Origin of the sequence: Arenibacter sp. F20364, assembly GCF_023015905.1 — a bacterium.
Classification (GTDB): domain Bacteria; phylum Bacteroidota; class Bacteroidia; order Flavobacteriales; family Flavobacteriaceae; genus Arenibacter.
The window spans coordinates 118002-133074 of record NZ_JALKBD010000011.1 but is presented as its reverse complement, the minus strand read 5'-3'; the positions used below and the strand labels follow the sequence as shown (position 1 = coordinate 133074).

Here is a 15073-nt window from a genome sequence, read left to right as displayed (position 1 = left end):
TCTAGTATCAGCCAATTTCTCTTTCCAATTTCAAAAGTTCTACCGTCTTAACAGTGGCAGCCGTTACGGATAAGGGCAAGACCAAGATAACACCGATCACAGGAATAAAGAGAAAGAGCATAAATACAATGCCATTGCCAATGGCAACACCTTTGTTTCTGCTTACAAACTTTATACTTTCACTATACTTAAAATGTCGCTCCAAGGTATAGTCCATATTCCCAAATCCTGCATAATACCCTTGAACCAAAAATAGGAGGATGGTGGATAGCAGTCCTATAACAGGTATTAGACCTATTAAAATGATGGGAATGGTCAGCAGGATTTCCATACTTAAATTTCTTAGGTTGATACGGATTCCACGCCAGAGTTGTTGCGTAAAATTGGTGTCTCTATGGTTTTCTATTTGTTTTCCCAATAAATGGGCCTCTATTTTGTCGGATACAGGACTCATAAAAGGGGCCGATAAGGCCATAACAATATGTTTGTACAGGATTAAGCCCAAAGCAATAATTAGCAGGCCACTAAATATTTCACTGATCAGTATTGCAGTTTGTTTCCCCCAATCCCAAGTCCACCATTGCGAAAGAAATCCACCAATATTGTCGGATAAGGCATAGGCCGAGGAAAAAATGAGTATTGCTGTTGCAAAACTGATAAGGATGGGAATCCAAAAATATTTCCAAAGTCCCAATTGGGAGATGATTTTCAAGGTGCCGGAATAGGCTTTAATACCACTAAGTATATTTTTGATCATACTTTTGGTTTTGCGTAAGCGATTGCAGTGACATCCTTTTATTTTTTGGAATATTTGGTGATATCCAATGTAGGGTTCTTAATAAACAATACAACCGTTCCACAAAATTAAAAGATATAACGGAAAGCGCGACCCTTTTTTCCCTGAAAAGGGGAAGAAGGGATACGCCCCTATTATTTTTGACCGTACTCTTTTACCGCATCTATAAAGGCCTTGGCATTGTCCAAGGGCACATTGGGCAGGATTCCATGACCAAGGTTCACCACATATTTATCCTTTCCAAATTCATTGATCATTTGGGTGACCATTTTTTTGATCACTGCTGTGGGCGAAAGCAATCTGGCAGGATCAAAATTACCTTGCAGGGTAATATTACCACCAGAAAGGTAGCGCGCATTTCTTGCCGAACAGGTCCAGTCCACTCCCAGGGCTGCGGCACCTGATTTGGCCATATCGCCCAAGGCAAACCAGCATCCCTTTCCAAAGACGATTACGGGCGCCTCCTCTTTAAGGGCATCTATAATCTGTTGTATATATTGAAATGAAAATTCCTGGTAATCCACAGGGGATAACATACCTCCCCAGGAATCGAAAACCTGCACGGCATTTACGCCTGCCTTAACTTTTGCCTTTAGATAGGCTATGGTAGTATCGGTGATTTTTTGAAGTAGCTGATGGGCGGCCACTGGATTGGTGAAACAAAACTCCTTGGCCTTGTCAAAGGTCTTGCTTCCCTGCCCTTGGACCACATAGCATAGTATGGTCCATGGGGAACCGGCGAAACCGATCAGGGGGATATCGTTATTCAAGAGCTCTTTGGTGGCCTTTATGGCTTGCATAACATAATCCAATTCCACATTTACGTCAGGGACTATAACTTCATCCACTCCTTTTTGATCCTGTATGGGGTTTGGCAGATAAGGTCCAAAATTGGGTTTCATCTGCACTTCTATATTCATTGCCTGGGGAATTACCAAAATATCGCTGAACAAAATAGCGGCATCCATGCCGTACCTCCGGATGGGTTGTACGGTAATCTCACTGGCCAGTTCTGGAGTCCTACAGCGGGTAAAAAAATCATATTTCTCCCGAATGGCCATAAATTCCGGTAAATACCTTCCTGCCTGGCGCATCATCCAAACCGGTGGGCGCTCTACGGTTTCTCCTTTTAATGCTCTTAAGAATAAATCGTTTTTTATACTCATAATTTATAGCTGTACTTATTACCTTATTAGTTTACTGTATTTCCACCAATTCACAATTTGTGGATGTCCCGTAAATAGGCCATTACTAATTATTTTTTGTCTTTATATACGCTAATACCTTTTCCAAGACACTTTCTATCGTTGGTTTTTGGGCAATAATAATCTTTTTGGCGTGCTTTTGCGCTTCGGAGGCAGTGGTGGTGCCAATGCAAAAAGCAACACTATTTTCTATATTATTCTTGGCCGTATAACTTTCTATACCACTAGGGCTAAAAAAAAGTATGCCATCAAATTCGGTGCTAAAGGTAATGGGATTTGGATTATTTTGGTATACGATCTGTTCCTTAAATGTTACCTTATTTTTTGTTAGGAAAGAGGGAATTTCATTCCGTCTTTTGTCCCCACACAAGAACAAAAAGGTTTTGTTTGCATGCTTTTCTAGTATTATTTTGGCCAATTCTTCTCCATATTGGGCCATTTCTACGACATTTACGCTATTCTTTTCTAAAAGCGATTTCGTTTTTTCACCTACGCAAAATGCTGAATAATTAGCTTTTTTGACGTTTTGCGTGCCCATTGTTTGTAAAAAGGCCTTAACGGTATTCTGGCTGGTGAAGATAATATTTTTGAAACTTGGATCTATGTAGGTTGTTTTGTACTCAATCTTTATGGCATCATATTCTTCCAACCGAATATCGGCATTGGTCAAGACAAATTTTTGGGCTGATGTCAGGATTTTTGTGGATAGAATGCTGATGCTCATGGTACTTTGGTTTCTAGTTCCCAAGCAGGGGTTAGGCCAGTTCCTTTTTAATCTTTTTCATCATTTCTTTACCGTCATTGTTCAATATTTCCAAGGCGCAGGACTTGCCAAAGTTGATATAATCGTGGGAGGGGATGGCTTTTTTAACCGATAATTTCTGTGTCCCGTTCAAGGATAACAATATTCCTTCAAAATAAAGCTTCCCTTTTTCTATGTTGGCCAAGGCGCCAATGGGTGCGGTGCAACCCCCTTCCAATACTTGTAGAAACTCCCTTTCCACATGGGTACATATATCCGTAGCAGAATCGTTCAATTTACGGACTGCTTCTGTTGAAAACGCATCGTTTTCCATACTAACTACAACCATAGCCCCTTGGGCCGGTGCAGGAACCATCCAATCCAGGTCTATATGGTTCTGGGGCAGTACTTCTATGCGCTCCAAACCGGCCTTGGCAAATATGGCTCCGTTCCAATGATTGTCCTGAAGTTTTTGAAGTCGTGTATTAACGTTTCCCCTTAGGTCTACCACCTTATGGGAAGGGTATTTGTTTAACCATTGCGCCTGTCTACGTAAGCTCCCAGTGGCAATGGTACCGTTGGAGTTTAAAAATTCCAAATCTTTGTAGACCAAGATATCTTGTGTATTTGCTCTGGGTAGTACAGCACTTTGAACAATTCCCTTAGGTAGTCGCGTTGGTACATCTTTCATGGAATGTACAGCAATGTCAATGTTGCCATTGATCATGGCGATATCCAAAGTTTTGGTAAATATTCCAGTGATACCCAACTCGTACAGGGGCTTTTCCAAAAGTAGGTCTCCGGTAGATTTAACGGAAATTATTTCGGTCTCATAGCCAAGGGCTTCCAATTGATCCCGAACAGTATGTGCTTGCCATAGGGCCAACTGACTGTCGCGGGTGCCAATGCGTATTATTTTACTCATTTAGTCTCCAATTCTAGTTGAAAAACTCGTTGTATAAGCTCTAAACTGGTATTGGAATCTATTTCGGTATCTTTAAGGTGATTGGCAAATTGTTTGGTAATTTTCTGAATAATGCGTTCGGAAATAATATCGGCCTGTACGGAATTGAAATCGGAAAGCTTTTTGCTTTGGAAATCCAATTCCTCATCCTTCATGGTCTTCAATTTTTTCTTAAGCGCCTTGATAACCGGGGCAAACTTTCTGGTTTCCAACCATTTTATAAATTCGTCCTTTACTTCTTCAATAATTACTTCTGCCTGAGGCACGGATTCTTTTCTTTTCTCCAAGGTATCATCCGTCATTTGGGACAAGTGATCCAAATGTATAACGGTAACATTGTCCAAATCCGTAACGTTGTCCGATACATTTTTTGGAATGGACAGGTCCAAGATCAGCAAAGGTTTTTTGGTGTATATCAACTCTTTGGATATGGTAGGTGAATGGGCGCCTGTGGCTACAATCAGTACATCGGTGTTGCGGATTTCCGTCTGGAGGTCTCCGTAATTTTTGACTACCAGATTAAATTTACCCGCTATTCGCTCCGCCTTGTCCTTAGTACGGTTAATAAGGGTGATGTGGGAATTCTTGGTATGCTTTATTAAATTTTCGCAAGTATTTCTTCCTATTTTTCCAGTCCCGAATAACAGTATGTTTTTTTCGGATATGTCGGGGATATTGTTTATAATATACTGTACCGATGCAAAGGCTACCGAAGTGGCACCCGAAGAAATATCGGTTTCGTTTTTTATTCTCTTACTAGCTTGGATGACCGAATTGCACAAACGCTCCAGGAAGGGGTTGGCAATGTTTTGCTTTTTTGAACGATTGAAGCTTTGTCGTAATTGACTAATAATTTCGAAGTCGCCCAAAATTTGGCTGTCCAATCCTGTTCCCATCCTAAAGAGATGGTTTATGGCGTCGTTATTTTTGTAAACATAGGCCACTTCCTGGAATTCCTCCACGGTTCCCTGTGTATTATCACACAACAATTTTATTAGTTGATAAGGATGCTGGGCAAATCCATGCAGTTCGGTACGGTTACAGGTAGAAGTTACCAATAGCCCATCAAGGCCTATTAGTTTTGCCTGCTCCAATAGGCGGTCTATGGCATTCTCGTCCAGGCTAAATTTACCACGCACTTCTGCATCGGCCTTTTTGTAGTTAAGGCCTATGGTATAAAATGAATTATGTTTGGAAATATGATATTCTTTCATGAGTACTCTTGAGAGCGACACAAAAATAATAGCATCATACTTATAAAAATAACGCTAGAGGAACAATTAGTATCGTTTGTGGTTTTTTAACGCTATTTTAGGGGTTAAAACCCTTGAAATAGTATATTTTAGCAGTGTTAAGGGGAATTGCATAATTGACAATTTAGAATGTTTCTAAATAGATAGTTTTAATATAAAGTCGACATGGAGGAAGAAAATATCGCTCAAGGGTCATTCGAGGAAGTATTTATTGAAGATGGGTTCTATGTGTTGAAAATTCAAAATGATGGTATTCATAACCAGACGGTTACCCGAAAAATAGACAGTTCCTTTATACAATTCCATTTCTGTTTAAAGGGTGGTGCCAAGTTTATTTTTAATGAGGGTAGGTATGCCTTGGAGGTGAATGAAGATAACTCACTATTATTGTACAATACCCAAGTAGATTTACCACTTAACCTTGTTTTAAATTCCAATTCCTGGATGGTCTCCATAATAATGACCATCCGTAAATTCCACTCCTTGTTTTCCAAGGAGGCCGATTATATTCCTTTTTTAAGTGCGGACAATAAGGATAAGAAATATTACTCCCAAGAGGCCGTATCCCCTGCAATCGCCGTAGTGCTGAGCCAGGTTATGAATTATAACCTGCACCCTTCCATTAAAGAACTGTATATAAAAGGAAAGGTTTACGAACTGATATCGCTCTATTTTAATAAAAGTCAGGACGCCGATGTGGAACAATGTCCATTTTTGGTGGATGAGGACAACGTTAAGCGTATTCGGAAGGCTAAGGAAATAATTATTTCAAGAATGGCCGAACCGCCAAGCTTACAGGATCTGTCCGAAGAAATTGGATTGAGTTTAAAAAAATTGAAGGAGGGCTTTAAGCAAATTTATGGCGATTCTGTGTATAGTTTTTTATTCGATTACAAAATGGAATATGCCCGTAAAATGTTGGAATCGGGCAAATACAACGTAAACGAGGTTGGACTAAAGGTAGGATATAGTACCTCCAGTCACTTCATTGCCGCCTTCAAGAAAAAATATAGTACCACCCCTAAAAAATACCTTATGTCCTTGGCAAATGCCTAGGTTATTCACTTATATAAGTGCTCCCTCTGTCTGCTTCATAGCGATTTGGATAGAATGTATCTTTAAATAGGTTTGAAATTAGGGCTTTCATATATAGATGGTTATTTTATTTCTAACAAGTGGGGGTCTTATTGTGAAAACTGTAGTTAATTTTTGAAATAATGGTAAATTTTGTGTTTAGTTGAAGTAAATTTTGGATATTTAGAACTTCAAATTGATAATCTACAATTTTTATGCACTTATATAAATGTACTATTGCCTTAATTGCACTAGTAGTTATGATTGGATGCGGTAGCAGCAAAATTCAAGAAGAAGTTACCATAAACCCAAATTTACACAATGCACCGGTAAAAGTGCCCGAAAAAATTATCTCCTCCAATATTTTGGCAAAGGACCGGGTGTTGGTTTTTAGTAAGACCAATGGGTTTCGCCATAAATCTATAGAAAAAGGGGTGGCCACTTTCGTGAAATTGGGTGTTGCCAATAATTTTGCCGTTACCCACACTGAAGATTCCCTTCAATTTAACAGCGATAATCTTAAGAAATTTAAATTGGTGGTCTTTTTAAGCACTACCATGGATGTGTTGGGTGATGCGGAACAATCCGCATTTGAGAAATACATACAAAATGGCGGAAGTTATATGGGTGTACATGCTGCAGCAGATACTGAATATGAATGGCCATGGTATAACAAACTGGTCGGGGCATATTTTTTGAGTCACCCCAAACAACAAACTGCCAGGATAGACGTGGTGGACCGCAACCATCCTTCAACCAAACATTTAGCTGATATTTGGACCCATTTTGATGAATGGTACAATTATAAAAATATAAATCCAGATCTCAATGTGCTTATGAAACTGGATGAAAGCTCTTATGAGGGAGGTAAAAATGGGGATAACCATCCCATTGCTTGGTACCATGAGTATGATGGTGGCCGTGCTTTCTATACCGGGTTGGGACATACGGAAGAAGCCTTTGATGACCTTAATTTCCGTCAACATTTGGTGGGCGGAATCGAATATTGCCTGAAGAGGAATTAATTCTCTGGCACTTACAAGATAAAGTCTAATACCAGTACTTTGTAATTTTTAATAACCACCAACCTTTACTGTAGTCCTGCAAGGTTTAACCGACACCGAATCAACCAACACTAAATTATTTTTTTAGTGGGTCGGCAACAACCTCGCAGGACTTTTTTTGTTTAAATTTTACGATAGAATTTTTGTGGCGGGGTCTGGTAAAGGCGTATATCAGACCAAAAAAGGAAAGGTCGTTCGGAAAGAGCCCATTGGCCATTAAATGAACTTGGGGCATGTTTAAAATGAGGACAATATCGTGGAAGTACGGGCCATGATAGTGTAATCTAAAAGACTGGTTAGTCTTTTTTTCTAAGATTTTGTGGGCCCAACCATTAAATATGGGTATGTCATAGATATTTTTACGTTTTATATCGTTGCTTTTTAGCCTATAAAGGCGTCCATGAGCGACACAAACAAACCAAGTGGTTGGATTTACGATTTTACGCAGATACCGTACAAATAGTCCAAATCGGGAAGTAAATAGCGTATCTTAAGAAGCAATCTTTAGTTTTTTGTGGTACTTTTCGGAAAATGTACCTCTACTTTATCGTGCATGGTATAAAGCCTATATTGTTCCCCATCCGGAACTAGGATTCCGCTGGATCTATTTTCCTCCATTATTGGATTTTGAGGGTATTTTTTCCAATTCACCAAATCCTTTGAAGCCGCTACATTGGTAGACCATAGGCTCCAATCTTCAAAAGGGGTGCCGTGGTAATAGGCATAATACCATTCCTTGTATTTTATGATTTGATTTACGGCGACCCCATACTTATCGTACTCTTCGGGTCCCATAGAAATTACTGGTTCATCCTGAATATTGGTCCATACTTTTAAATCTTTAGAGGTGGCAAGCCAAATACCCAGATCATTCCGCTCATAGAACAAGTACCAAAGGTTGTTTTCCCGCCATGCGGTAGGTGTCCCATAGGGTCCTTCGCTCAAAGGGGAGCCATTTACAGTGCGTATATCCAAGGAACCATGGTCTGTCCAATGAATACGATCTGTAGAGGTAAGCCTATGGGCGACATCGTTTTTACCTTCAGCAAACATATGATACATGCCATCAACATTTATAACCATCATATCCTCTGTCCAACTCCCATTAAAAACGGGCTTGTCGGCGTAACGTTTCCAGGAGATTCCGTCAGGCGAGGTAGCGTAACCAAGAGAAAGCGGTTCTTCTTCCGTTTGGAAGCCCGTATACCACATATGGTAGGTGTCCCCTTCTTTCAGGATATACCCCCTTTCCCTAATTTTTTGATCCCAAGTGTCCAAGCCTGTACCGGTAAAAACTGGATTTTCCTTTGGGGTGTGGAATTGTACCAATTGGACGGGGAAAGGCACAGAATCTTTGGGTATTACCTTAGATTGTTGATCGTTCTTCATTTTTTCCTTGGTTTTTAGCTGGTCTTTGCAAGATGTCGGTAAAACCATAAGGGCGGTAAGAAAGAGTAGACACTTTTTCATAAGTTAGTTTTTTAGGAAGAGCGCGTTAGAAAGGTTATTTTAAGTATGGAAGATAATAATTCCTTTTTATTCGCTGTTGTTCAGGGCATAAAATATAGCTCATCCACATGTTCAAGTTGTTGTCGGGCGAATTTTTGCTACTGTTGGCTGTTATGCCCAAACCACAATTTGGGTCAACTGATATTTAAAGCTTTCCTATTTGTGTGAGGGATAGTAGTGAAAAGCCCGCAGGCGGAAGGCAGAGGATTTGAAGCGGATAGCCCGGCCCGATAGGGACACACCCAAATGTTATATATTGGGGTTAAAATTATAACAATTTTTGATAGAATCTGCCAGATAATGCCGGCCCAAGTGTATTATCTTGCTGTTGAAGGTAACATTGTATGTTATGGTGTTTTAATGTAGGGCATAAGCCATTAAACATTTATGGTGTGTGAAGTTAGGATATAGGTTGTGTTTGTTTTCGTCCAACCCTTCAAAGGCTAAAATCAGATTAAAATGAAATTGACACCTGCATTATTTTTCCTTTTTATTATGGGTTTTGCCCTGGCCCAGCGCCCTGCACAAGGACCGATGTCCAGAAAACGGTTTAATCCTGAGAAAATGGGTTATAAATTGGTTTGGGAAGATCAGTTTAAGGGCAAAAGCTTGGATACTACCAAATGGGCAGTTAGGGGGATTGGACCGAGGGCCATAGCTTATGTATCCGAGGAAGCTGTAAAAGTTGAAAAGGGATATTTAAAATTATATGCCATTAAAAAGGGAGACTCCCTTTTGGGCAGTGCAGTTGGTACCCAAGGCAAGTTTATGTCCAAATATGGCTATTATGAATGTAGGGCCAAACTGCAAAAGTCACAAGGGGTATGGGCGGCTTTCTGGTTGCAGTCCCCTGAGATAAGTAAAGGGGAAGATCCGTCAAAATTTGGCGCGGAAATAGATATAATGGAGTTTTTCAAGAAGTTGGGTACCGATATTGTATCCCATAATGTTCATTGGGCCTACGGTCCCAATCAAAAGTCCACCAAGGGAATGCAGAGTTATCGCAGAGGGGTAGGTTTGGGGTTTCACACCTTTGGTTTGGAATGGTTCCCGGACAAATATATTTTTTATGTGGATGGTTATAAGTATTATGAGGTTACCGCCGGCATCTCCAATATAGATGAATATATCATCTTGAGCATGGAATACCCGAGCAAAAAGGAGGAGATATTAAAGACCATTTTTCCGGATGTGTTTATGGTGGATTATGTAAAGGTTTACCAAAAGGAAAATGGGAATTGAAAACAACAAAAGAAGTTTATTAAATTAGCAAAAATAAAACCTTGAAGTTTTAGAGGTAAACTTTATAGAAAATAGATGAAAATAGCATTGTTACAAGAGTCCGAAATTAATGCGGATATGGAGAAGCAACTGGCAGGATTGTTCCGCCAATTGAATGCGGATATAAAACAAATAGACCTGAAGCAGGTACTAGATCCTGAGAACCCCATTAGTTTGGTGTATTGTATTGATAATGATAAGGTATTGGGCATGGCCTTAATGTGCACCTACACCGTTATATCCGGGATCAAGGGCTGGGTTGAGGATGTGGTAGTAGATGTGGAACATAGGGGTCAGGGCATTGGTAGGAAACTAATGGAAAAATTGGTGGAATTGGGAAAGGAAAATGGCCTTACCGAAATCCTTCTTTTTAGCGCAGATAAACGAATAGAAGCTATTAATCTATACAAAAGCTTGGGCTTTAAGGAAAAGGAAAGCCGCATTTACGTGCTTAAAACCGAAGCTCTTATTAAAAAGAACTAAACGTTCAGCCATATGCTGTAGCCAGTGGCCCTAGTTGCAGCGGCAGCGCACATTTTCAAAATCCGGTCGATAATCATTACAGCTGGCAAATCTATTTTGGCACAGGGTGAGGTTTGTCCTATAAGCTGGTTTCAGTAGAAATGCCTACCTTTTAGTAATACAATATTAGACTTTTACGGAGGGCTAGAGCTGAGTATTCAGAGTATTACATCGCCTTTTTTACCTTGCCAATATCATAGGGCCGAGGTTTTTTTTAGGGTTAATATTATAGTAGTTTTTGAGAAAATTTTAGAGATAAGGTAAATTAATATGTTATATATTGCTAAATCCCTAAAGCAGAACTGGCTGGAACCACAATAATATTGTTGTAGAGGCACTGTTTGGATAGATTTTTTTGATATTGAAAAAGAGATTGCAAAAAATGTAATAATCAATAATTATGAAGAAAAATAAACCTGAAAAGTCTGTGGATTCCCGCAGATCATTTATCAAAAAAGGTGCAATGGCATCCTCCATCTTTTTCGTGCCCAGGCATGTACTTGGAGGTGTTGGTTATACTGCTCCCAGTGATCGTTTAAATATAGCGGCCATAGGTGCCGGGGGAAAGGGTGCCAGTGACATTCGCAATGCCTCGGTAGGGGGAAGGGAAAAAGTAGTTGCCTTATGCGATGTGGATTTTTCCGGATCGGCAAAGAAATCAGTAGAACTCTTCCCAAAAGCAAAGCTTTATGCCGATTTTAGGGAGATGTTGGATAAGGAAAAAGGGATAGATGCCGTTACCATTTCCACTCCAGATCACGTTCATGGGCCAGCAGCGGCATACGCTATGGAACGAGGGGTGAATGTATATGTACAAAAACCCATGACCCATAATATACGGGAAGCTAGAATGCTTACCGAGATGGCAAGAAGTAAAAAAATAGTGACGCAAATGGGTAATCAAGGAGGTTCCAATCCTTTGTTGGGCATGGTTCAAAAATGGGTGGATTCCGGAGTGCTTGGTAAGATTTCCAAAGTACAGGTATGGACCAATAGACCTGTTTGGCCACAAGGTGGGGCGTTTCCGAAACCTGACCCGAGTGCCAAACCAAAAGACCTTAATTGGGACCTATGGTTAGGGCCATCCGAATTTAAGCCTTATACCCCTAACTTGCATCCATTTGGATGGAGGGGTTGGTGGGAATACGGTACTGGAGCTTTGGGAGATGTAGGCTGTCATTTGATCGATATACCTTTCAGGACTTTGGGTCTTAAGTATCCTACAGATGCGGAATGTAGCGTAGGGGCAGTGTACACGGATATGTGGAATGCAGATTATCACCCGGAAGGATGTCCTGCTTCTTCCTTTATAACCTTGCACTTTGGAGCAACTCAAAAGAGTCAATCGCCTATTGAAATGACCTGGAGCGATGGCGGTATTAGACCGGCCCATCCAGAAATAATTCCTGCAGATCACGAAATTGGTGGAAATGGTAGCCAAAACGGGGTATTGATGATAGGGGAAAAGGGGATTATCTCTACCAATATAAACGACAGTTCTCCTCTAATGCCAAAGCTTTACCTTAATGATGGTACTACGGATTTTGGTCCGGAAGTGGAGCCCAATGATGAACCGGAATACGGACATCAACGTAAATGGATAGATGCCTGTAAGGCCGGTTTTGGCAGTGAAGAACATCTTGGGTTAACATCCTCTTTTGACTATGCGGGACCTATGACAGAGACAGTTCTAATGGGTAACCTTGCCATTCGCAGCTATTTGTTGCAAAGGGAAAACGAGAAGGGTAAGATGGAGTTCTTTGCCCGTAAGAAATTACTTTGGGACGGAGAGAATATGCGTATTACCAATCTGGAGGAAGCAAATCAGTTTGTAACCAGAAATTATAGACCTGGCTTTGTAGTTTAAGGTAGTAGTGTAGACAACTGAACACCCTTAAGACTTTAAAAAAAGTTTTAAGGGTTTTTGATTTATATAATTAACTAAAATTTATAAGACCCTTTGGGGTGTCCGGCTTAGACCGATTTAGGGATTTTGTTATATTTGGCCCTTAAAAAATGATAATTATGAAGAATGCACTTTTTACCCTGGCCCTTGTTTTGTTTATTTCATGTGATAACGAGAAGAAGACCGAGGAAGATATCGATTATGTAGCCAAGAACGAGGCAGACATTCAGGCTTATGTTGAGGAGAACAATTTAACCGCCGTAAGAAGTAATTCAGGACTTTATTACGTAATTGAAGAAGAAGGGACAGGAACACAGGCTGAAGCTTCTTCCAATGTTACTGTTGCTTACAAAGGCTATTTTCTGAATGGTTCCGTATTCGATCAAAGCGATGAAGAGGGGGTTACCTTTGGATTGAATCAAGTGATAGCAGGTTGGACGGAAGGTATTACCTATTTTAAGGAAGGCGGTAGCGGAATACTTTTGGTGCCCGCGCATTTAGGCTATGGTAGCAGGGATTATAATGGAATTCCAGGGGGTTCTGTACTTGTTTTCGAGGTCACTCTTATTTCGGTAAATTAAAAAAACACCTTATTTTTTACTTGTTTTTGGCTTTTGACCAATGGTAGGAACAAACTAAAGAACCAACCGTAAGGTTGGTTTTTTCTTTTTGTCGATTTTGAAATTTTGATATAAAGGTAGATTTAAGGTATAATTTGCCGACGAAATACCAAACTTGGCGCTAAGGGCAGCACAATTGAATATTAAACCGACCAACTGGTTTGTTGATGAACCATCCATGGATTATTTTCTGTGGTGTAAATTTCGGTTGGCGTAGATACTTTTCTAAAATTCTTCCTACTTTTCCTTCATGTCGCTATATTTAAGGTTTCAAAATAATCCATGGATGGTTATGGTATACCTGTTTAAAAAGTATATGGAATAGTGAAGCTAAAACGTAGAAGAAAACTGATTACTTATCTGAATATTTTGGACCAGCCTATTCGGTTTAATCCCTTTGTATTCAGTCGCACTTTTTTGTTATGGGCCATTTTGGGATTGGCGGGGGGATTGATTGCAGGCTTATATTGGATTATTTTAGAGTTCCTGACACATAAAATGGCCTTTTTTGGAGGTTGGCAGGTAATACCCCTTATGTCTATTGCCGGCTTATTGGCTGGCTTGGTAATTCACTTTATTGGTGATCCGGGTGAAATTCATCTCATTGTCAACAACATTCGTTTTAATAAGGGAAAGTTAGATCCCAAAAACAATCCTTCTATGATATTATCTTCCCTGCTATGCGTGGCTTCTGGTGGTAGTCTGGGTCCAGAAGCACCTTTGGTGCAGGTCACAGGTTCAACAGGAAGCTGGCTGGGGAAAATATTTAGGTTAAAAGGAGAGGAGCTCAGGTCCTTGAGTATAGCTGGTATGGCTTCAGGTTTTACTGCCTTATTCGGAGCTCCGTTGGGGGGAAGTTTATTTTCTTTGGAAATACTTCACCATAAGCACGCAGTAGAATATTATAAGGCCATTATTCCTGCCTTGGTGGCAAGTAGTTTTAGTTATGTGGTATTTGCACTGGTCATCCATTTGGGGATAGGCCCTATTTGGAATTTATCGGAATATGAATATGCAGGTGTCTTCGATTTTCTCTATGCGGTAATATTTGCTATGGCAGGGACTGTTGTGGCGTGGGGATTTATCTATTGCACTAAATTTTTTAAGGCTATTTTTGAAAAAGGGGTCATTCCTATTTATATAAAAACCCTGATAGGAGGAATTTTACTGGGGATTATTGCCTATTACTTTCCGTTGACAAGATATTTTGGCCATCATGAAATTAACGAATTGCTCACTAGGGATTTTTCCTTAAATACCCTTGTGGCGATCTTGCTTTTTAAAATTGTAGCTATAGCCATAACGGTGACGTCAGGTTGGCGTGGCGGATTTATCATTCCTTTATTTTTTGTTGGGGTTAGTCTGGGGTTGATATTGCATATATTATTCCCTTCCATAAATCCAACTTTGGCCATAATAAGTTGCATGGCTGCCATAAATGCTTGTGTTACCAGAACACCAATGAGCACTACAATCCTTTTGGCTACTTTGACAGGGTTTGCATATTTTATCCCCATTCTGTTTGCCAGCCTTACCGGTTATTTTTTGGCCCCTAGAATACCTTTTATCAGTTCCCAAATGGAAAAATAGGATGACATTGATGGTACATAGTAAAAATGGAGATGCCTTATGGATTTAGAAATATTTCGACGTATTGAAAAAGTGTCCGAAAAAAAATTAATCGGAAACCGATTGGCAATGTCCTTGGCAGAGGATAGGACCAAAGAACTTTGGCAAGGATTTATGCCCAGAAGAAAGGAAATCAGAAATCCTATTTCGGACGACCTGATGAGTATGCAAGTTTATGACGGTGCACTTAACTTTAATGAATTTAATATGTCTACCCAATTTGAGAAATGGGCTGTGGTAGAGGTGGAGGATAATACCAAAATACCTGAAGGAATGGAATCACATACCTTGTCCGGAGGTTTGTATGCCGTTTTTGTCCATAGGGGATTGCCCAGTTCCTTTCCAATCACGGCGCAGTATATTTTTGGGGAATGGTTGCCAAAATCGGACTTTGAATTGGATCATAGGGAACATTTCGAGATTATGGGCAATAAATACCGGAATAACGACCCCAATTCAGAAGAAGAGGTCTTTATACCTATTAAAAGAAAAAATCAAGAATAAGTAG

14 protein-coding genes are annotated in these 15073 nt (G+C 40.1%); 8 read left to right on the top strand and 6 right to left on the bottom strand.

Going from position 1 to position 15073, the window contains the following annotated elements; translation table 11 throughout:
* Positions 1–7: 7 nt before the first annotated feature.
* The 5 genes from MWU84_RS11285 to hemA all read right to left on the bottom strand — a co-directional run bounded on the left by MWU84_RS11285 (position 8) and on the right by hemA (position 4921).
* The gene (locus MWU84_RS11285; protein ID WP_246901585.1) at positions 8–757 is read right to left on the bottom strand and encodes an EI24 domain-containing protein; all 750 of its coding nucleotides are present in this window, start codon (positions 755–757) and stop codon (positions 8–10) included.
* 173 nt (positions 758–930) lie between these two features.
* Positions 931–1962 carry a uroporphyrinogen decarboxylase gene (gene hemE, locus MWU84_RS11280; protein ID WP_246901584.1) on the bottom strand — a complete coding sequence of 344 codons (1032 nt, stop codon included), beginning with the start codon at positions 1960–1962 and terminating at the stop codon, positions 931–933.
* A gap of 85 nt (positions 1963–2047) precedes the next feature.
* Entirely contained in the window at positions 2048–2725 is a 678-nt protein-coding gene (locus MWU84_RS11275) for a uroporphyrinogen-III synthase (protein ID WP_246901583.1), read from the bottom strand.
* Positions 2726–2756: 31 nt separating this feature from the next.
* Positions 2757–3668, bottom strand: coding sequence for a hydroxymethylbilane synthase (gene hemC / locus MWU84_RS11270; RefSeq protein ID WP_246901582.1), 912 nt, complete (start codon positions 3666–3668; stop codon positions 2757–2759).
* Complete coding sequence (hemA, locus tag MWU84_RS11265) at positions 3665–4921, bottom strand: glutamyl-tRNA reductase (protein ID WP_246901581.1); 1257 nt, start codon at positions 4919–4921, stop codon at positions 3665–3667. Before hemA ends, hemC begins: the two co-directional genes overlap by 4 nt.
* Before the next feature lie 204 nt (positions 4922–5125).
* On the opposite strand from hemA, the gene MWU84_RS11260 reads away from it, so the two are divergent.
* Positions 5126–6016 carry an AraC family transcriptional regulator gene (locus MWU84_RS11260; protein WP_246901580.1) on the top strand — a complete coding sequence of 297 codons (891 nt, stop codon included), beginning with the start codon at positions 5126–5128 and terminating at the stop codon, positions 6014–6016.
* A gap of 233 nt (positions 6017–6249) precedes the next feature.
* Complete coding sequence (locus tag MWU84_RS11255) at positions 6250–7059, top strand: ThuA domain-containing protein (RefSeq protein ID WP_246901579.1); 810 nt, start codon at positions 6250–6252, stop codon at positions 7057–7059.
* Between the two features lie 543 nt (positions 7060–7602).
* Here MWU84_RS11255 and MWU84_RS11250 read toward each other — a convergent pair.
* Positions 7603–8568, bottom strand: a complete 966-nt coding sequence (locus tag MWU84_RS11250) for a hypothetical protein (RefSeq protein WP_246901578.1) — start codon at positions 8566–8568, stop codon at positions 7603–7605.
* Positions 8569–9066: 498 nt separating this feature from the next.
* On the opposite strand from MWU84_RS11250, the gene MWU84_RS11245 reads away from it, so the two are divergent.
* The 6 genes from MWU84_RS11245 to MWU84_RS11220 all read left to right on the top strand — a co-directional run bounded on the left by MWU84_RS11245 (position 9067) and on the right by MWU84_RS11220 (position 15069).
* Positions 9067–9849: a glycoside hydrolase family 16 protein gene (locus MWU84_RS11245; RefSeq protein WP_246901577.1), complete on the top strand. Its 783-nt coding sequence runs from the start codon at positions 9067–9069 to the stop codon at positions 9847–9849.
* Between the two features lie 75 nt (positions 9850–9924).
* Entirely contained in the window at positions 9925–10371 is a 447-nt protein-coding gene (locus MWU84_RS11240; protein ID WP_246901576.1) for a GNAT family N-acetyltransferase, read from the top strand.
* A 439-nt stretch (positions 10372–10810) separates the two neighbouring features.
* Positions 10811–12277, top strand: coding sequence for a Gfo/Idh/MocA family oxidoreductase (locus MWU84_RS11235; protein ID WP_246901575.1), 1467 nt, complete (start codon positions 10811–10813; stop codon positions 12275–12277).
* A gap of 158 nt (positions 12278–12435) precedes the next feature.
* On the top strand, positions 12436–12897 hold the full coding sequence (locus MWU84_RS11230) for an FKBP-type peptidyl-prolyl cis-trans isomerase (RefSeq protein ID WP_246901574.1): 462 nt from the start codon (positions 12436–12438) through the stop codon (positions 12895–12897).
* Positions 12898–13260: 363 nt separating this feature from the next.
* Positions 13261–14526, top strand: a complete 1266-nt coding sequence (locus tag MWU84_RS11225; protein ID WP_246901573.1) for a chloride channel protein — start codon at positions 13261–13263, stop codon at positions 14524–14526.
* A gap of 39 nt (positions 14527–14565) precedes the next feature.
* The gene (locus tag MWU84_RS11220) at positions 14566–15069 is read left to right on the top strand and encodes a GyrI-like domain-containing protein (protein ID WP_246901572.1); all 504 of its coding nucleotides are present in this window, start codon (positions 14566–14568) and stop codon (positions 15067–15069) included.
* The last annotated feature ends 4 nt before the right edge of the window (positions 15070–15073 follow it).